Annotated in this window: 17 protein-coding genes; 11 read left to right on the top strand and 6 right to left on the bottom strand. The window is 70.4% G+C overall.

The genetic code is table 11. The annotated features are described in order from the left end of the window. Window positions 1-572 precede the first annotated feature (572 nt). The 4 genes from ACGFR9_RS20490 (at window position 573) to ACGFR9_RS20475 (ending at window position 3,938) form a co-directional block, all read left to right on the top strand. Entirely contained in the window at window positions 573-1,490 is a 918-nt protein-coding gene (locus tag ACGFR9_RS20490) for a helix-turn-helix domain-containing protein (protein WP_393210493.1), read from the top strand. Between the two features lie 41 nt (window positions 1,491-1,531). Then, window positions 1,532-2,428 (top strand): hypothetical protein, encoded by an 897-nt coding sequence (locus tag ACGFR9_RS20485; protein WP_393210490.1) that lies wholly within the window; start codon window positions 1,532-1,534, stop codon window positions 2,426-2,428. A gap of 152 nt (window positions 2,429-2,580) precedes the next feature. Further along, entirely contained in the window at window positions 2,581-2,946 is a 366-nt protein-coding gene (locus tag ACGFR9_RS20480) for a PH domain-containing protein (RefSeq protein WP_393210487.1), read from the top strand. Between the two features lie 65 nt (window positions 2,947-3,011). Then, window positions 3,012-3,938 (top strand): hypothetical protein, encoded by a 927-nt coding sequence (locus ACGFR9_RS20475; protein ID WP_393210484.1) that lies wholly within the window; start codon window positions 3,012-3,014, stop codon window positions 3,936-3,938. Between the two features lie 74 nt (window positions 3,939-4,012). Here ACGFR9_RS20475 and aspS read toward each other — a convergent pair whose 3' ends face one another. Beyond that, the gene (gene aspS, locus ACGFR9_RS20470; RefSeq protein ID WP_393210481.1) at window positions 4,013-5,776 is read right to left on the bottom strand and encodes an aspartate--tRNA ligase; all 1,764 of its coding nucleotides are present in this window, start codon (window positions 5,774-5,776) and stop codon (window positions 4,013-4,015) included. 145 nt (window positions 5,777-5,921) lie between these two features. On the opposite strand from aspS, the gene ACGFR9_RS20465 reads away from it, so the two are divergent. Further along, window positions 5,922-8,072, top strand: a complete 2,151-nt coding sequence (locus tag ACGFR9_RS20465; RefSeq protein WP_393210478.1) for a SpoIIE family protein phosphatase — start codon at window positions 5,922-5,924, stop codon at window positions 8,070-8,072. A gap of 13 nt (window positions 8,073-8,085) precedes the next feature. Here ACGFR9_RS20465 and ACGFR9_RS20460 read toward each other — a convergent pair whose 3' ends face one another. From ACGFR9_RS20460 to ACGFR9_RS20450, 3 genes are all read right to left on the bottom strand, one after another. Beyond that, a complete protein-coding gene (locus tag ACGFR9_RS20460; RefSeq protein ID WP_393210475.1) occupies window positions 8,086-8,700 on the bottom strand; it encodes a hypothetical protein in 615 nt (204 codons plus the stop codon). 90 nt (window positions 8,701-8,790) lie between these two features. After that, the gene (locus ACGFR9_RS20455) at window positions 8,791-9,783 is read right to left on the bottom strand and encodes a pirin family protein (RefSeq protein WP_393210472.1); all 993 of its coding nucleotides are present in this window, start codon (window positions 9,781-9,783) and stop codon (window positions 8,791-8,793) included. Window positions 9,784-9,919: 136 nt separating this feature from the next. Next, entirely contained in the window at window positions 9,920-10,384 is a 465-nt protein-coding gene (locus ACGFR9_RS20450) for an SseB family protein (RefSeq protein ID WP_030215220.1), read from the bottom strand. Window positions 10,385-10,548: 164 nt separating this feature from the next. Between ACGFR9_RS20450 and ACGFR9_RS20445 the strand changes: the two genes are divergently transcribed. The 3 genes from ACGFR9_RS20445 (at window position 10,549) to ACGFR9_RS20435 (ending at window position 14,137) form a co-directional block, all read left to right on the top strand. Then, on the top strand, window positions 10,549-12,375 hold the full coding sequence (locus ACGFR9_RS20445) for an acyl-CoA dehydrogenase (protein ID WP_393210470.1): 1,827 nt from the start codon (window positions 10,549-10,551) through the stop codon (window positions 12,373-12,375). A 130-nt stretch (window positions 12,376-12,505) separates the two neighbouring features. Beyond that, window positions 12,506-13,804 (top strand): M18 family aminopeptidase, encoded by a 1,299-nt coding sequence (locus tag ACGFR9_RS20440; RefSeq protein ID WP_393210467.1) that lies wholly within the window; start codon window positions 12,506-12,508, stop codon window positions 13,802-13,804. Window positions 13,805-13,885: 81 nt separating this feature from the next. Continuing rightward, window positions 13,886-14,137 (top strand): DUF6458 family protein, encoded by a 252-nt coding sequence (locus ACGFR9_RS20435; RefSeq protein ID WP_030856889.1) that lies wholly within the window; start codon window positions 13,886-13,888, stop codon window positions 14,135-14,137. A gap of 94 nt (window positions 14,138-14,231) precedes the next feature. Here ACGFR9_RS20435 and ACGFR9_RS20430 read toward each other — a convergent pair whose 3' ends face one another. Then, window positions 14,232-14,624 carry a cupin domain-containing protein gene (locus ACGFR9_RS20430; RefSeq protein ID WP_393210464.1) on the bottom strand — a complete coding sequence of 131 codons (393 nt, stop codon included), beginning with the start codon at window positions 14,622-14,624 and terminating at the stop codon, window positions 14,232-14,234. A gap of 51 nt (window positions 14,625-14,675) precedes the next feature. On the opposite strand from ACGFR9_RS20430, the gene ACGFR9_RS20425 reads away from it, so the two are divergent. Next, window positions 14,676-15,680 (top strand): helix-turn-helix domain-containing protein, encoded by a 1,005-nt coding sequence (locus ACGFR9_RS20425; protein WP_393210461.1) that lies wholly within the window; start codon window positions 14,676-14,678, stop codon window positions 15,678-15,680. Further along, a complete protein-coding gene (locus ACGFR9_RS20420) occupies window positions 15,677-16,174 on the top strand; it encodes an LURP-one-related/scramblase family protein (RefSeq protein ID WP_393210458.1) in 498 nt (165 codons plus the stop codon). Before ACGFR9_RS20425 ends, ACGFR9_RS20420 begins: the two co-directional genes overlap by 4 nt. On the opposite strand, the gene ACGFR9_RS20415 is transcribed toward ACGFR9_RS20420, so the two are convergent. After that, complete coding sequence (locus tag ACGFR9_RS20415) at window positions 16,171-16,971, bottom strand: carbon-nitrogen family hydrolase (protein WP_393210455.1); 801 nt, start codon at window positions 16,969-16,971, stop codon at window positions 16,171-16,173. The two genes, ACGFR9_RS20420 and ACGFR9_RS20415, sit on opposite strands and share 4 nt — an antisense overlap. 182 nt (window positions 16,972-17,153) lie before the next feature. Here ACGFR9_RS20415 and ACGFR9_RS20410 point away from each other — a divergent pair, with 182 nt between their 5' ends. After that, on the top strand, window positions 17,154-17,978 hold the full coding sequence (locus tag ACGFR9_RS20410) for a maleylpyruvate isomerase family mycothiol-dependent enzyme (RefSeq protein ID WP_030215233.1): 825 nt from the start codon (window positions 17,154-17,156) through the stop codon (window positions 17,976-17,978). The last annotated feature ends 228 nt before the right edge of the window (window positions 17,979-18,206 follow it).

Below are 18,206 nucleotides of genomic sequence, written 5' to 3'. Positions count from 1 at the left end.
ACCACTTCAGCGTGCTCCTGTCACCCACGACCCGCGATGCCCGGCTCGCCCGGCTGCTCACCTTTTCCGCCTCGCACTCCTGGACCGTGACGGAACCCTCCGTATCGAGGTCACGGACGCCCACGGTGACGACCTTCCGCTCTGCCGCGTACCGGACCCCGACGCCGAGTCCGGACGCGGCCTGCTCCTCGTCGAGGCCCTAGCCGACCGCTGGGGCGTGCGGCTGGGACCGGTCCCCCGCAAGACCGTATGGGCGGAAATCGATCTGCCACCCTCCTGACCGGCTAAAACGTCACCGGTACCGAAACCCGACCCTGTGTGTTCCGGTGCTCCCGGCTGTCTTCCCCAAGGACCACGAGAGGGAAAGGACCCCCACCAAGCCCCACCCCTCCCGCCCGAGACGCAGGATCACTCGCGTGGGTGAACATCACCGGTTGGATTAGGTATGTGACGGGTTGTCAGCCCTACGCTCTGCGCAGCACGACACAACGACCCCAGACACGTAAACGGCCCCCGCCGGGAGTGACGTCCCACTGCGAGGGCCTACCCACCAAGGAAGCAGAACCTTCCCGATGAACACCCAAAACACTAGCGTGCCCCCGCACGCCCAGTCCCGTAACGACGACAAAAACCACCCCTCCCGCCGCACCGGGACGAAGCGGCACCCCGGCGGCGTCACCCACGACAACGCCCGCCACACCGCCCGCTTCACGGTGATCGGCAACCACCTCGCCCAGCACCCGGACCTCTCCCTGCTGGCGATCGGACTGGCCTGCCACATCCAGTCCCTCCCCACCGGCGCCCCCATCGGCATCAAGTCACTGGCCGCCCGCTTCCCGGAGGGCCCGACCCGGATCGCCAACGCCCTGCGCGAGCTGGAGACGCACGGCTACCTGCGCCGTATCCGCGAACGCACTCCGACCGGCCGCCTCGTCACCCGCACCGTCTCCTGCAACCAGCCCGGCCGACGCGACGCCCCGTCCGGACCGGACGAGGCGCCCAGCCCTCCGGCCCGTCCCCCGACCCGCCGCGCGACCACCGTCCCGCAGCAGGAACCCCCGCGCCGCCGCGCCCTCCCCGCCGTACCGAAGCCCGCGTACACCTCGCCGGACCTCCTCCGGGCGGCCACCGACGTCCTGGCCGGCCTGCGCCGCGAGGACCCCCGCCTGCTGCTGTCCGCCACCGACGCCGAACACCTCGCCCCCGGCGTCGCCGCCTGGCTGGAACGGGACCTCACCCCCGCCGCCGTACGCAAGGCCCTGGCCGCCGGTCTGCCCCCGGAGCCCCTGGTCCGTCCCGCCGCCTTCCTGGCCCACCGCCTGACGGCCAAACTCCCGCCCCTCCCGCCCTACCGCGCCCCCGAACAGCCCCCGCCCGTCCGGCACCCCCTGCGCAACTGCGACACCTGCGACCACGCCTACCGAGGCCCCGACCCCCACCACTGCCAGGGCTGCCTCGCACTACGGCAACCCGCCCGCACGACCACCTGACGAATCACCCGTCCCTCATCCCTCCGCTCACAGGAACCCATATGGTCAACTCGCCCCACGAGGCGATGCACCGCATCTTCCAGCAGTACCCGGACCTCTTCTCCAGAGTGTCCGAGGTGCTCGGCGTCGACTTCCCTACGCCCACCTCGGTGACCGTCCTGCCCAACGACCTCACCGAGACCAGCCCCGTCGAACGCCGCGTGGACACGCTCCTGCGGCTGGACACAGAGGACGGCGAGCCGCTGCTCCTCGCGGTCGAGGCCCAAAGCAGGAAGGACGCTCTCAAGCCCGCCAGCTGGGCGTACTACGCTTCGTACCTGCTCAACAAGTACCGGCTCCAGCCGATGCTGCTGATCGTCTGCCAGGATCGCGCCACCGCGGAATGGGCCGCACGCGAAGTCAGCTTCGGCCCCCGCCAGTGGCCCCTGCTGACCCTGCGGCCGCTGGTCGCGGGGCCGCACAACATGCCGGTGATCACCAACCCGGCCGAAGCACGCAAGGACCTCGCCCTCGCCACGCTGTCCGCAATCACGCACGCCACGCATCCGGACGCCGGGGCCATACTCAAGTCAATGACGACCGTTCTGCGGGAAACCCCGCCGGATGTCGCCGACCCGATCATCGAACTCATCGCACAAGGCCTGGGCAAGCACCCGGCCGCACAACTGTGGAGGAAACTGGTGGCCGTGGACCTCTCCTTTTACAAGTCCGACCTCTCCGAGGAAATCCGCGACGAAGGCCGGGCCGAGGGCCGGGCCGAGGGCGCGGCCCGACGCGCCGCCGAGGACATCCTGGAGATCCTTGACGTGCGCGGCGTCGACGTCCCCGAAGCGGTCCGGGAGCGCATCACCGACTGCGGCGACCCCGAGATCCTGCGCCACTGGCACCGCCGAGCCGTCACGGCGCCGACCGCCGAAGGCATCTTCGACGACGCGTAGTCGCGGCTGACGGCGGCGGCTTCGCGTATCGCGGAGAACCCGGCCGCGTAACGCGCTCGCTACAGCAGGGGCCCGGGAGAGGCGGAGGCTTCTCCCGGGCCCTCCGCCTGCGCGAAGATCGAACAAATAACCAGATCACACGGGGGACACCCATGGCACTGTTCGGCAACGCGCACAGCATCGACCCGGCCCAGGCGCAGCAGGAGTACGCACGTCTGCTCGGGCACGGCGAACAGGTGCACGCCGCCTACCTGCTGATCCGCGACACCATCCTCTTCACCGACCGCCGCCTGATCCTGGTCGACAAGCAGGGCATCACCGGCAAGAAGACCGAGTACCACTCGATCCCGTACCGCAGCATCACCCACTTCGCGGTGGAGACCGCCGGCACCTTCGACCTCGACGCCGAACTGAAGATCTGGCTCTCGGGCTCCCCGACCCCCGTCCAGAAGACCTTCACCAAGGGCGTCGACATCTACGAGGTCCAGGCCATCCTCACCCAGTTCGTGGCGCGCTGACCCGATCGGGTGAACGCCCTTCATATGCCGGACGCATAGGCCATGAGCGCACCAGGCTTGCGCTCATGGTCACAGCGACACACGAGGCCTCCCACCAGCTCTTCCGGAAGCACCCGGAGGCCCTCACGCCCGTCTTCGAAGCACTGGGTCTCCCGCCCCCTGTGAAGACGGACTTCCACGAGCTCTCCCCGGATGTCACCGAGATCCGCCCGATGGAGCGCCGCGCGGACACGGTCCTCATGTTCGAGCCCGATATGGGTGAGCACTTCATCCTGGCCGTCGAGGCACAGACGAAGAAGGACCCGGACAAGGCGAACAGCTGGGCGTACTACGTCGCCTACCTGCGCGCGAAGTACGACCTGCCTGTGCTGCTGGTCGCGGTCTGCCGCGACCGCTCGACAGCGGCCTGGGCGATGGGCCCCTTCGAGTGCGCCGTGGGCCCCTGGTCGACCCAGGTCACCCGACCGTTCGTGCTGGGCCCGCAGACCGTCCCCGAGGTCACCGACGAGACGGTGGTGGTCCAGCAGCCGGCCCTGGCAGCACTCTCGGCCATCGTTCACAGCCAGAGCCGGAGGGCAGCGGCCATACTGGAAACGGTCGCCCGCGGGCTCGCGTCCTTCGACCGGGACACCACAAAGTACTGGTTCGAGGTGGTAGAGGTAGGTCTGGAGTCCACTCCGACCAGGAAGAACTGGAGGAAACTGATGGAGAACGCCGTCACCTACTTCCCGGGGCACGGAACGCTCTTCGAGGAGAAGTACCTGGAGGGCAAGGCCGAAGGCGAGGCCACGGGTGAAGCCCGAGGTGAAGCCCGGGGCGAAGCCCGGGGGATCCTGCGCGTGCTGGAAGTGCGGGGCCTCGCGCTCTCCGACGACGTCCGTGAGCGCATCGCCACCTGCACCGACCTCGACCGCCTCAACGACTGGCTCGACCGCTCCGGCACGGTCGAGCGTGCCGAAGACCTCTTCGCCGAGGAGGATCCGGCGGCCTGACGGCCCGCGTGCACGCGGAAAGGGGCCCGGAACCACCGTCTCGGCGGTTCCGGGCCCCTTCGCTGCTGCCGGGGTTACTTCGGCTGGGGCTTGCGGACCGTCAGGTGGAGTTCCTTCAGGCGGGTCTCGTCCAGCTCCGTCGGGGCGCCCATCATCAGGTCCTGGGCGTTGCCGTTGAGCGGGAAGGCGATGGTCTCGCGGATGTTGGGCTCATCGGCGAGGAGCATGACGATGCGGTCCACGCCGGGGGCGATGCCGCCGTGCGGCGGGGCGCCGAAGCGGAACGCGCGGAGCATGCCGGCGAACTTCTCCTCGACCGTCTCGCGGTCGTAGCCCGCGATCTCGAACGCCTTGAGCATGATCTCCGGCTCATGGTTCCGGATCGCGCCGGAGGACAGCTCGACACCGTTGCAGACGATGTCGTACTGCCAGCCCAGAATGTCCAGCGGGTCCTGGGTCTCCAGGGCCTCCAGGCCGCCCTGCGGCATCGAGAACGGGTTGTGCGAGAAGTCGATCGCGCCGGTCTCCTCGTCCTTCTCGTACATCGGGAAGTCGACGATCCAGCAGAAGCGGAAGACGTTCTCCTCGAACTGTCCGGCGCGCTTGGCGGCCTCGACCCGCACCGCGCCCATGATCTTGGAGACCTCGTCGAACTCGCCCGCGCCGAAGAACACCGCGTGGCCGGGGGCCAGCGCGAGGCGCTTGGTCAGCTCCGCGACGTTCTCCTCGGTGAGGAACTTCGCGATCGGGCCGGTCAGCTTGCCGTCCTCGCCGACGCGGACCCAGGCCAGGCCCTTCGCGCCCTGCGAGACGGCGTAGTCGCCGAGCTGGTCGAAGAACTTACGGGGCTGCGCCGATACGTCCGGCACCGCCAGCGCGCGGACGTGCTTGCCGGCGAAGGCCTTGAACTCCGAGCCCTCGAAGACGTCGGTGATGTCGACGAGCTCCAGCCGGGCGCGCAGGTCCGGCTTGTCGGAGCCGTACTTGAGCATCGCCTCGCGGAACGGGATGCGCGGGAACGGGGACGTCACATGACGCCCGTTGCCGAACTCCTCGAACAGCTCGGTCATCAGCCTCTCGATCGGCTGGAAGACGTCCTCCTGCTCGACGAAGCTCATCTCCACGTCGAGCTGGTAGAACTCGCCCGGCGAGCGGTCCGCGCGGGCGTCCTCGTCACGGAAGCAGGGCGCGATCTGGAAGTAGCGGTCGAAGCCGGAGATCATCAGCAGCTGCTTGAACTGCTGCGGGGCCTGCGGCAGCGCGTAGAACCGGCCCGGGTTCAGCCGGGACGGGACCACGAAGTCACGGGCGCCCTCGGGGGAGGTGGCGCTCAGGATCGGCGTCGCCATCTCGTTGAAGCCCAGCGCCGTCATCTTGTGGCGGATCGCCGAGATGACCGACGTACGCAGCAGGATGTTGCGGTGCATGCGCTCGCGGCGCAGGTCCAGGAAGCGGTACTCCAGACGCCGCTCCTCGTTGACCCCGTCCTCCGCATTGATCGTGAAGGGCAGCGGGGCGGCGGCGCCCAGCACCTCGACGACGCCGACCTCGACCTCGACCTCACCCGTCGGCAGCTCGGGGTTGATGTTCTCCGCACCGCGGGAGACAACCTTGCCGTCGACGCGGACCACCGTCTCCTTGGAGAGCTTGTCCAGCGCCTCGTACGCCTCGGTGCCCGGACGGGCCACCAGCTGCGTGATGCCGTAGTGATCGCGCAGATCGATGAAGAGGATGCCGCCCAGGTCGCGCCGATTGTGCAGCCAGCCACTCAGCCGGACGTCGGTGCCGACGTCAGAGGCGCGGAGCTCGCCGCAGGTGTGGGACCTGTACCGATGCATCGTCGTTCATCCAGCCTTCGCGGATCGGGGGCGTTGTTTCACGTGAAACTCGCCCCAAGCCTACCGGCCGGCCCAAGATCGCTTCTCCGTCATTACCCGTGGGACGCGGTGGCAGTTTTCGTCAGCATCTTCATAAAGTGGAGCAATGCGCACTGGTGAGCCCCTGCCCGCCCTGGGGGACGTCCTCGCCGCCCTCGACACCGGTCTGTGGCACTGGGACACCGCGGCCGGGGAGGTCACGGTCGACGCCGTCGCCGCACGGCTGCTCGGCCTGCCCGCCGAGCAGGTCACCCTCACCGAGGCCCAGGTCCGCGCGCGTCTGCACCCCGTCGACTGGAACGAGATCAGGGGAGTGGTCCAGCTCGCCGTCGCCGAGGGCACCCTCGCCGAGGTGCGGATCCGGATCATGGACGACCGCAAGCGGGTCGTCCGCGTCGTGCGCAGCCGTTCCAAGCCCTCCTTCGACCGGGACCGCAAGGCGTACGTCCTCACCGGCAGCCTCCAGGAGGTGACCGAGCCCGCGCCCGGTACGCCCGCCGGACGCAGCGCGGTCACCGGCGACTGGCGGCGCTCCCGCGAGGCCTTCCTGCTGGACGCGGGCCGTGCGCTGGCGGAGGCCCGGTCGACGCAGGAGGTGCTGCGGGTCGCGGCCAATCTGTCGATGCCGGGCTTCTCCCCGGACGGACTGGCCGTGTTCGGCGTCGAGGGCGACCGGCTCACGATCATCGGTCACCACGGACACGAGCCCGGATCCGACCACCCGTTCACCTATATGCCGGTCGACACGGACTACCCCGCCGCCGAGGTGGTGCGCACGGGCCGCGCGGTCTACCTCTCCTCGCCGGAACAGTACAAAGCCCGCTACCCGCTCACCTGGCCGCTCGCCCAGCGCTTCGGACGGCAGTCCTGGGCGTTCCTGCCGCTGACCGCGTCGGGCCGCACCATGGGCGCCTGGCTGGCGGCCTTCGCCTACCCGGTCGCCTTCACCCCCGACGAGCGGTCGGTGCTGACCACCGTCGCCCGGATGCTGGGCCAGGCGCTGTCCCGCGCGGGCACCGCCGAGACCGAGCGGGAGCTCAGCGCGGGCCTGCAGCGCACGATGATGCCGAAGCTCGGCCCGAGCATCCCTGGCATGAGCATCGCCGCCCGCTACGTCCCCACCGGCGGTGGGCTCCAGATCGGCGGCGACTGGTACGACGTGATCCCGCTGCCGGGCGGCACCTCCCGGACGAAGTCCCGGGGCGGACGGTTCGCGCTGGTCATCGGTGACGTCCAGGGTCATGACGTACGGGCGGCGGGGCTGATGGGCCAGCTGCGGACAGCCCTGCGGGCGTACGCCTCGGAGGGGCACCGGCCCGACGCCGTGCTCTCCCGCGCGTCCCGTTTCCTGCACGGGATCAGCGACGGGGACCTCAGCGAGCTGCGCTTCGCGACCTGTCTGTACGTCGAGGTCGATCCGTCGACCGGGGTGCTGGAGGTCGCCCGCGCGGGGCATCCGGACCCGGTGATCCGGATGGCCGACGCGACCGTGCTGACCCGGCCGACGGCGGGCGGGCTGCCGCTGGGCATCGACCCGGACACCGACTACCCGATCACCCGGCTGGTCCTGGAGTCCGGCGAGACCCTGCTGATCTGCACGGACGGGCTGATCGAGACCGGCGGCCACGATCTGGACACCGGCTGGCAGCGGCTGCGCGGCATCCTCGAGGAACACAAGGGCGACCAGGAGGAACTGGCCGACGCCCTGGTACAGGCGGTGCACGGCCCCTCCTCGCACCACACCACCGGCCCGCTCGCCGACCGCCGCGAGGACGACATCGCCATGATCCTGCTGTCCCGGGAGGGCGAAGGCTGCGGCTGCGGCGTGGAACCGGACACCGCGGAGCCGCCGGTGCGCCGTACGGCGCTGACGGTGGCGCAGGCCGAGCCCGAGCGGGTCTCGGTGGCCCGGCAGCAGCTGCGGGAACTGCTGCACGACTGGTCCTCGTCGGACCAGGTGGACTCGGCGGTGCTGCTGCTGTCGGAGATGCTCACCAACGTCCTCGTGCACACCGACACGGACGCCCTGCTGCTCGCCGAGGTCACCGACGGCGTCGACGGCCGCCGGATGCGTATCGAGGTGACCGACTCCGGCGACGATCTGCCGCACATGCGCAGACCCGGCGAGCTGGCGTCCTCGGGACGCGGCCTGGTCCTGATCGAACTGCTCGCCCACGCGTGGGGCGTCGCCCCGCGCGGCAGGGGCAAGAGCATCTGGTTCGAGCTCTACGAGACGGAGGAGGCCGGGGCCCGCTGAACGGCCCGGCGGCTCAGTGGGCGAGCCGGCCGGCCGACGGCACATACCGCGTCCGGCCCGACGGGTCGGTCACCGGTGTGAAACCGGCCGACCGCAGGATCGCGGCGTACCTGGTCCGGTAGCGCCGGTTGGCCGCGAGCCCGAGCGGGACGAAGGCCATCAGCGCGGCCCAGAAGACACCGGTGAGCACGGCCTCCCAGACGCCCGAGCCGAGAAGCAGGCCGAGCGGCAGGGCCAACGGGACGGCGGCGACGGCGCAGAGCAGGATCAGCTGCCTGTCGCTGTACATCGCGGCGATGTCGAACGTGATGCGGGCCTTGAGGAGCTCGACCGCCTCGGGCGCGACGCGCGGCAGCTCGCCGCCGGCGGCGGCCCTCGGATACCGCTGCCGGTTCCGCTCCGCCCGCGCGCGGGCCTCGGGGGAGGGGTCCGGCACGATCACGATCAGATAGCCGTCGCCCCGGGGACCGCCGCCCCGTCGTACATCCGCGTACGCGTACCCGAACCGCTGGGCCACGGCGGCGAGCCGGGCGAGCCTCGTCGTGGTCGGGAAGGCGCGTGACACCCGGACGGGCTCCCCGCTCTCCATCCGCCGCAGCATCTTCCGCACCACTCGGCGCTCACCCATCGGTACCGCCCCTCTCCTACACGATCCGGCCGCGTACGGACATCATCGGGTCCGTACGCGGCCGGGATCACTTCCGGAAGCGGGCAGTGTTCAGGCGCCGTCGTTGCCGACCGCGGGGCCGCTCCCGGTCATACCGTGCACGGCCGGGATCGTGCCGAGCCGGCCCTTCTGGAAGTCCTCGAACGCCTGCTGCAGCTCGTCGCGGGTGTTCATCACGAACGGGCCGTAGTGCGCCATCGGCTCCCGGATCGGCTGCCCGCCGAGGAGGACGATCTCCAGGTCCGGGGTGGGGGAGTCCTGCTTCTCGTCCGCGCGGACGGTCAGCGAGGAACCCGCGCCGAAGACGGCCGTCTGCCCGAGGTGCACCGGGCGCCGCTCGGCCCCGACCGAGCCCCGGCCCGCCATGACGTACGCCAGACCGTTGAACTCCTCCCGCCAGGGCAGGGTGATCTCCGCGCCCGGCGCCAGCGTCGCGTGCACCATGGTGATCGGCGTGTGCGTGATGCCGGGGCCCTCGTGGCCGTCCAGCTCACCGGCGATGACGCGCAGCAGCGCGCCGCCGTCGGGGGACGTGAGCAGCTGGACGCTGCCGCTGCGGATGTCCTGGTAGCGCGGGGCCATCATCTTGTCCCTGGCGGGGAGGTTCACCCACAGCTGGAGCCCGTGGAAGAGCCCGCCGGACATCACGAGCTGCTCCGGCGGCGCCTCGATGTGCAGCAGGCCGCTGCCGGCCGTCATCCACTGGGTGTCGCCGTTGGTGATGGTGCCGCCACCGCCGTTGGAGTCCTGGTGGTCGAAGATCCCGTCGATGATGTAGGTGACGGTCTCGAAGCCGCGGTGCGGGTGCCAGGGGGTGCCCTTCGGCTCTCCGGGCGCGTACTCCACCTCACCCATCTGGTCCATCATGATGAACGGGTCGAGATGGCGGTAGTTGATCCCCGCGAACGCCCGGCGCACCGGGAAGCCCTCGCCCTCGAAACCGCTCGGCGCGGTCGTGACGGTGAGTACGGGGCGGGCCACGGCGTCGGCGGGTGCGGTCACGCGGGGCAGCGTCAACGGGTTCTCGACGGTCACTGCAGGCATGTCGGTACCTCCTCAGGTACGCTCAGTTTAGTTGAGCGTTGAACTTCTTGCCACCCCGAACGCGGAAAGCCCGGAGGGCATTCCCTCCGGGCTCCATGTCGGGGCGGCGCCGTCGGCCGCCCGCGCGGCAATGGCTTCAGCCATACATACGGCGCATCGCGAACTCGACCATCTGCTCCACGGCCTTGGCGTCGAACACCATCCGGTGCTCGCCCTCCATGTCGAGGACGAAGCCGTACCCCGTGGGCAGCAGATCGATCACCTCGGCGCCGGTGATCACGAAGTACTTGGACTCCTTGCCCGCGTACCTCCGCAGCTCCTTCAGCGAGGTGAACATCGGGATCACCGGCTGCTGGGTGTTGTGCAGGGCGAGGAATCCGGGGTTGTCGCCGCGCGGGCAGTACACCTTGGAGGTGGCGAAGACCTGCTGGAAGTCCTCGGCCGCCAGCTGCCCGGTGGTGAAGGCGCGCACCGCGTCGGCGAGCGAGGGCGCGGACGGCTCGGGATAGGCCGGCGCCTGCTGCCCGTACCCGCCCGGCATCTGCTGCTGCGGCGGAACGTAACCCTGCTGTGCGCCTGCGTTCTGGTCGTAGCCGTACATGCCGCACAGACTACTGACCCGGCGGGAGGGCTGGGTCACAGATGTCCGGAACGGGGTTGCTTCTTATTACCGACGGGTAGCATCATCGTAGCTACTTGCCGGTACGTGAATCAGCTGCGAGGAGTCAGTGCCTCGCCGATACCTCTCCAACGGGAGCCGTCGCCATGGGGCACTACAAGTCGAATCTCCGCGACATCGAGTTCAACCTCTTCGAGGTACTCGGCCGCGACAAGCTGTACGGCTCGGGTCCGTTCGAGGAGATGGACGTCGACACCGCGAAGAGCATCCTCGACGAGCTGACCCGGCTCGCGGAGAACGAGCTGGCCGAGTCGTTCACGGACGCCGACCGCAACCCGCCGGTGTTCGACCCGGAGACGAACACCGCGCCGGTGCCGGCGTCGTTCAAGAAGAGCTACCAGGCCTTCATGGACTCCGAGTACTGGCGCCTGGGCCTGCCCGAGGGCATCGGCGGCACGACGGCTCCCCCGTCGCTGATCTGGGCGTACGCCGAGCTGATCCTGGGCGCCAACCCGGCCGTGTGGATGTACTCCTCCGGTCCGGCGTTCGCCGGGATCCTGCACGACGAGGGCAACGAGACGCAGAAGAGGATCGCGCGGATCGCCGTCGAGCGGCAGTGGGGCTCCACCATGGTCCTCACCGAGCCGGACGCCGGCTCGGACGTGGGCGCCGGCCGCACCAGGGCCGTGCGGCAGGAGGACGGCTCCTGGCACATCGAGGGCGTGAAGCGGTTCATCACGTCCGGTGAGCACGACATGTCGGAGAACATCCTCCACTACGTGCTCGCGCGTCCCGAGGGCGCCGGCCCCGGCACCAAGGGCCTGTCGCTCTTCCTCGTCCCCAAGTACGAGTTCGACTTCGAGACCGGCGAACTGGGCGAGCGCAACGGCGCCTACGCCACGAACGTCGAGCACAAGATGGGCCTGAAGGCCTCCAACACCTGCGAGATGACGTTCGGCGACCGCCACCCCGCCAAGGGCTGGCTGATCGGCGACAAGCACGACGGCATCCGCCAGATGTTCCGCATCATCGAGTTCGCCCGCATGATGGTCGGCACGAAGGCGATCTCCACGCTCTCGACGGGCTACCTCAACGCGCTGGAGTACGCCAAGGAGCGCGTCCAGGGTCCGGACCTGGCCAACTTCATGGACAAGGCCGCACCCAAGGTCACCATCACCCACCACCCCGACGTACGCCGCTCGCTGATGACGCAGAAGGCGTACGCGGAGGGCATGCGCGCGCTGGTGCTGTACACGGCGTCGGTGCAGGACGCGATCGCGGTGAAAGAGGCGGCGGGCGAGGACACGCGGACCGAGCACGCGCTCAACGACCTGCTGCTGCCGATCGTCAAGGGCTATGGCTCCGAGAAGGGCTACGAGCAGCTCGCCCAGTCGCTGCAGACCTTCGGCGGCTCCGGCTTCCTCCAGGAGTACCCGATCGAGCAATACATCCGGGACTCCAAGATCGACACCCTGTACGAGGGCACCACCGCGATCCAGGGCCAGGACTTCTTCTTCCGGAAGATCGTCCGCAACCAGGGCGCGGCACTGAACTCGCTGGCCGAGGACATCAAGAAGTTCCTGGCGCTCGGCGAGGGCGGCGAGGAGCTGGGCGCGGCCCGCGAGCACCTGGCCAAGGCGGCCGTCGAGCTGGAGGCCATCGTCGGCCTGATGCTCACCGACCTCGCGGCCACCGAACAGGACGTCAAGAACATCTACAAGGTGGGCCTGAACACCACCCGCCTGCTGATGGCGTCCGGTGACGTGATCGTCGGCTACCTGCTGCTGCGCGGCGCCGCGATCGCCGCCGAGAAGCTCCCGACGGCCTCCGCGAAGGACGTCGCCTTCTACACCGGCAAGATCGCGGCGGCGAAGTTCTTCGCGGCCAACGTCCTGCCCGGCGTCACCCTGGCCCGCAAGGTCGCCGAGGGCGTCGAACTGGACCTGATGGAACTGGACGAGGCGGCCTTCTAGGACTCTTCCGGGACCCTCCCGGACCTCCCCGGACCTCCTGGGACAGACCCCACGAGATTCAGCCGGACCCCGTACGAGGGCCCGCTCCCGCACCGGGAAGCGGGCCCTCGTCCTCGTTAAGGTGAACCCCATGAGCGCACCCTCCCGCTTCGACCGCGGCCACACCGACGATCTGATGTCCTTCCTCGCGGCGAGTCCGACGCCGTACCACGCCGTGGCGAACGCAGCCGAGCGGCTGGAGAAGGCGGGCTTCCGTCAGGTCGCGGAGACGGACGCCTGGGACGGGGCCACGGGCGGCAGGTACGTGCTGCGCGGCGGTGCGATCATCGCCTGGTACGTCCCCGAGGGCGCGGACGCGCACACGCCCTTCCGGATCGTCGGCGCCCACACCGACTCCCCCAACCTGCGGGTGAAGCCCCGCCCGGACAGCGGGGCGCACGGCTGGCGGCAGGTCGCCGTGGAGATCTACGGCGGGCCGCTGCTCAACTCCTGGCTCGACCGGGATCTCGGCCTGGCCGGGCGGCTGTCGCTGCGTGACGGCTCCACCCGGCTGGTCAACGTCGACCGCCCGCTGCTGCGGGTCCCGCAGCTCGCCATCCACCTGGACCGCTCGGTCAACGCCGACGGCCTCAAGCTCGACAAGCAGCGGCACATGCAGCCGGTGTGGGGCCTGGGCGACGACGTCCGCGACGGCGACCTGATCTCCTTCCTGGAGGAGACCGCCGGGCTCGCCTCCGGTGAGGTCACCGGCTGGGACCTGATGGTCCACTCCGTCGAGGCACCGGCCTGTCTGGGCCGCGACCGCGAGCTGGTGGCCGGCCCGCGCATGGACAACCTGCTCTCCGTGCACGCCGGTACGGCCGCGCTCGCCGCCGTCGCCGCCAAGGGCTCCGCCCTCCCCTACATCCCGGTCCTCGCCGCCTTCGACCACGAGGAGAACGGCTCCCAGTCCGACACCGGCGCGGACGGCCCGCTGCTCGGCGGCGTCCTGGAGCGCTCGGTGTTCGCGCGCGGCGGATCGTACGAGGACCGGGCGCGCGCCTTCGCCGGCACCGTCTGCCTCTCCTCCGACACCGGTCACGCCGTCCACCCCAACTACGCGGAACGGCACGACCCGACGCACCATCCGCGGATCGACGGCGGCCCCATCCTCAAGGTCAACGTCAACAACCGCTACGCCACCGACGGCTCCGGCCGGTCGGTGTTCGCGGCGGCCTGCGAGAAGGCGGACGTCCCGTTCCAGTCGTTCGTCTCCAACAACGCGATGCCGTGCGGCACCACGATCGGCCCGATCACGGCCGCCCGGCACGGCATTCGCACCGTCGACATCGGCGTGGCCATCCTGTCGATGCACAGCGCCCGCGAACTCTGCGGCGCGAAGGACCCGTACCTGCTGGCGAACGCGCTGGTCGCCTTTCTTGAGGGCTAGTCAACTGACCCACGACGCATGGGTGTCGTCCGCCCGGGTACCCGGTTGCCACCGGAACCACCGGACAGGGAGGCGACACTCATGGGCCTCGGCGGCTGCATCATCCTCATCGCCGTAGGAGCAATTCTCACGTTCGCCACCGACTGGGACATGCAGGGTGTCAACCTTGACCTGGTCGGCGTCATCTTCATGATCGTCGGCCTGATCGGCGTCGCGACGTTCAGCAGCATCGCCCGCCGCAGGCGGGTCGTCGTACCCCCGGCCACCCCGGTCGTGGACGACACCACCCGCCCCCGCACCCGCGACGGCTACAGCGACGGGTACGGGGTCTGAGCCGCTGCGGGAAGCAGCGGGCGGGTGCCGCGCGGGCCTGTACATCCGGCACCGCGTGGAACACCAGGCTTCCGGCTGACACCCGCCTCGCCGCTCAGCCGAGCGCGTGGCCCGTCGTCGTGTCGACGTGGTCCGGTACCTCGTCGTGGCGGTCGCCGACGGTGAGGGTGCCGGTGGGTTCGAAGAGGAGGATCGCGGTGGGGGCGGGGGCGTACGGCTTGTGCTCGGTGCCGCGGGGGACCGTGAACACGGAGCCCTTCGGCAGGACGACCGTGCGCTCGCCCGACGGCTCGCGCAGGGCGATGTGCAGCTCACCGTCGAGGACGAGGAAGAACTCGTCGGTGTGGTCGTGCACATGCCAGACGTGCTCGCCCTCCACCTTGGCGACGCGTACGTCGTAGTCGTTGACGGCGGTGACGATGCGGGGGCTCCACCGCTCCGTGAAGGAGGCGAGGGCCCGGTCGAGGGAGAGGGGTTCTCGTGACATGCCGCCAGCCTCGCCGACGCGCCGGCACCGGGACAGTGCTAGAAATCGCGCATGCCGCAAGGATCCTCTCAGCCTCCGCGTACCCACCATGTCGCCGTGATCGTCGACGAGGGCACCAACCCGTTCGAGGTCGGCGTGGCCACCGAGCTGTTCGGGTTGCCACGGCCCGAACTGGGGATGCCGTACGCCCCCTACCGGGTGACGCTGTGCACGCCCACGCCGGACGTGCCCATGAACCACGGGTTCTTCACCATGACCGGTGCGGCCGGGCTGGACGCCGTGGACGACGCCGGCACCCTCGTCGTACCCGGACGGCCCGACAACGTCGTACCGCGCGGGGAGGCCGTCCTCGCCGCGATCCGGCGCGCGCACGCGCGTGGCGCCCGTGTCGTCAGCTTCTGCACCGGCACGTTCGCCCTCGCCGAGGCGGGGCTGCTGGACGGGCGCCGCGCCACGACACACTGGATGTGGGCGGACGCCTTCCGCGCACTGCACCCGCGCGTGCTGCTGGAACCGGACGTGCTCTTCGTGGACGACGGGGACGTCCTCACCGCCGCGGGCAGTTCGGCCGCCCTGGACCTGGGGCTGCACCTCTGGCGCAGGGACCACGGCGCCGAGACCGCCAACGCGGTCTCACGGCGGCTGGTGTTCGCCGCGCACCGGGACGGCGGGCAGCGCCAGTTCGTGGAACGGCCGGTGCCGCCCGTACCGGACGCATCGCTGGGCCCGCTCCTGGCCTGGGCGCAGGAACGGCTGGGCGAGCCGATGACGGTGGCGGACCTGGCGGCACGGGCGGCGGTGAGTCCGGCGACCCTGCACCGGCGGTTCCGCGCCCAGCTCGGCGCCACGCCGCTCGCGTGGCTGACGGGGGAGCGGGTCGCGCTGGCGTGCCGGCTCATCGAGCGGGGCGAGGTCCGGCTGGACATCGTGGCCGCGCGCAGCGGCCTGGGGACGGCGGCGAACCTGCGGGCGCGGCTGCGGCGCGAGACGGGACTCAGCCCGTCGGCCTACCGGCGGCGTTTCGGAACGCGGGGCGGGGAAGCGGTGGAACCATGAGATTCCTTGTGCGGGACCGGATCCTCGGGATCGGGGACGACTACTGGATCGAGGACGACCACGGGAACAAGGTCTTCCTCGTCGACGGCAAGGCGATGCGGCTGCGGGACACCTTCGAGCTGAAGGACACCGAGGGGCGCGTGCTCATCGACATCCGGCAGAAGATGTTCGCCCTGCGGGACACGATGGTGATCGAGCGGGACGGTGAGCCGCTGGCGACCGTCCGCCGCAAACGGCTGTCGCTGCTGCGCAACCACTACCGCGTCGCGCTGGCGGACGGCGGCACCGAACTGGACGTCAGCGGCCGGATCGCCGACCGGGAGTTCGCGGTCGAGTACGACGGTGAGCTGCTCGCCGTGGTCTCCCGCCGCCGGCTGCACGTCCGGGAGACGTACGGCATCGACGTCGTCCGCGAGGACGCGGACCCGGCGCTGCTGATCGCGGTGGCGGTGTGCGTGATCCACCTGGCGGAGAGGGAACGGGAGGACGACTAGGAGTGACGCTCGGGGCGGGCCAGGCCCAGGACGCGGTCCTTCAGTGCCGGGAAGCGTTCGCGGGTGCCCGTGACCGTGGCCGGATCGAAGTCGACGGTGAGGGTCTCCTCGTCGGGGCCCGCCTCCGCGAGGACCTCGCCCCACGGATCGACCACGATCGAGTGACCCGCCTGCGGAACTCCGGCGTGCGTCCCGGCCGTTCCACACGCGAGGACGAACGACTGGTTCTCCACCGCGCGGGCCCTGGCCAGCAGCGTCCAGTGGGAGCGGCGGCGCTCCGGCCAGCCCGCCGGGACGACGAAGGTCTCGGCGCCCGCGTCGACGAGACCGCGGAAGAGTTCGGGGAAGCGGAGGTCGTAGCAGGTCGCCACACCGACGACGGTGTCCGGCAGACGGACCGTCACCAGTGCGTCGCCCGCGCCCATCAGCACGGCCTCGCCCTTGTCGAAGCCGAAGCGGTGGATCTTGCGGTAGGCGGCGGCGAGTTCACCGGCGGGGGAGAAGACGAGGGAGGTGTTGTAGAGGGGACCGTCGGGGTCACGTTCGGGGATCGACCCCGCGTGCAGCCACACGCCCGCGTCGCTCGCGGCCTTGGCCATCGCCTCGTAGGTGGGACCTTCGAGCGGTTCCGCCTCGCTGCCGAACGCCTCGTACGCGAACGCGCCCGTGGTCCACAGCTCGGGCAGGACGACGAGATCGGCCCCGGCCTGATCCCGTACCATCCCGGCGACGCGCAGCCGCCGCGATTCGACCGATTCGCCCTCGTTCACGGCGACTTGGAGCAAGGAAGCGCGCACACTACCACCGTCCTGGCATTCGACCCGCGCACACGGGCCTACGATCGTCACACGAAAGCACTGCCGGGGTGCCTCACAGCAGCGTAACTTAGCGACTCGAGACACCCACGCAGTGCAGCCACCGCCCACTGGCACGCCGCCGCAACCTGCCCGTGTACCGACCGCCGAGGGGTCCCGTTTCCGTGAGCCTGCATCCCGCCCTCCAGCCCTACGCCGACGCCTGGACCCACTCCATCGAGGCGATATCCGAGCTGGTGCAGCCGCTCCCGGAGGCCGACTGGAACCGGCGGACGCCGTGCCCGGGGTGGTCGGTCCGGGACGTGGTCTCGCATGTCATCGGGCTGGACTCCGAGATGTACGGCGACCCGCGCCCCATCCACACGCTGCCGCGCGACCTGTTCCACGTCACCAACGACCACCAGCGGTACATGGAGATGCAGGTCGATGTGCGCCGCCACCACACGGCGCCGGAGATGACCTCCGAGCTGGAGCTCTCGATCATCCGCCGCAACCGTCAGCTGCGGAACGAGACGCGTGAGCCGGGCACCACGGTGCGCGGTCCGCTCGGCACGGAGCTGACGCTGGAGGAGTCGATGCGCCGGCACGCGTTCGCCGTATGGGCGCACGAGCAGGATCTGCGCACCGCCCTCGGCCGGCCCGGCAACCTCGACTCCCCCGGCGCGCACATCGCCCGTGACGTGCTGCTGGCCGAACTGCCACGCGTGGTCGCGGAGCTCGCGCAGGCGCCGCGCAGCTCGGCCGTGGTCATCGACGTGCACGGCCCGGTGGAGTTCCTGCGCACGATCCGCGTCGACATCCAGGGCCGGGGCACCCTGGAAACGGCCCCCGCCCTCGGCCCCGCCGCCACCCTCACCCTCGACTGGGAAACCTTCGTCCGCCTGGCCTGCGGCCGGGTGACGCCGGAAGCGGTCTCGGACCGCCTGAAAACAGAGGGCGACCCGGACCTGACATCAGCGATCCTGCGCCACTTCGCAGTAACGCAGTAGCCGCGACCCGCCGCCCTGCGACCCGCCGGCCCGCGCTCCGCCGACCCGCGACCCGCCGACCCGCGACCCGCGATCCGCCGACCCGCGACCCGCGATCCGCCGACCCGCGATCCGCGACCCGCGATCCGCCGACCCGCGATCCGCGATCCGCGGGCAATCGTGCCGCAGGGCGGCACGGGTGGGCGCGACGGCACCCCGCAAGCGCCGGGCCGCGCGAACACCCCCCGC

Origin of the sequence: Streptomyces sp. NPDC048584, assembly GCF_043199595.1 — a bacterium.
Classification (GTDB): domain Bacteria; phylum Actinomycetota; class Actinomycetes; order Streptomycetales; family Streptomycetaceae; genus Streptomyces; species Streptomyces edwardsiae.
This window is presented reverse-complemented; position numbering and strand designations above follow the sequence as displayed.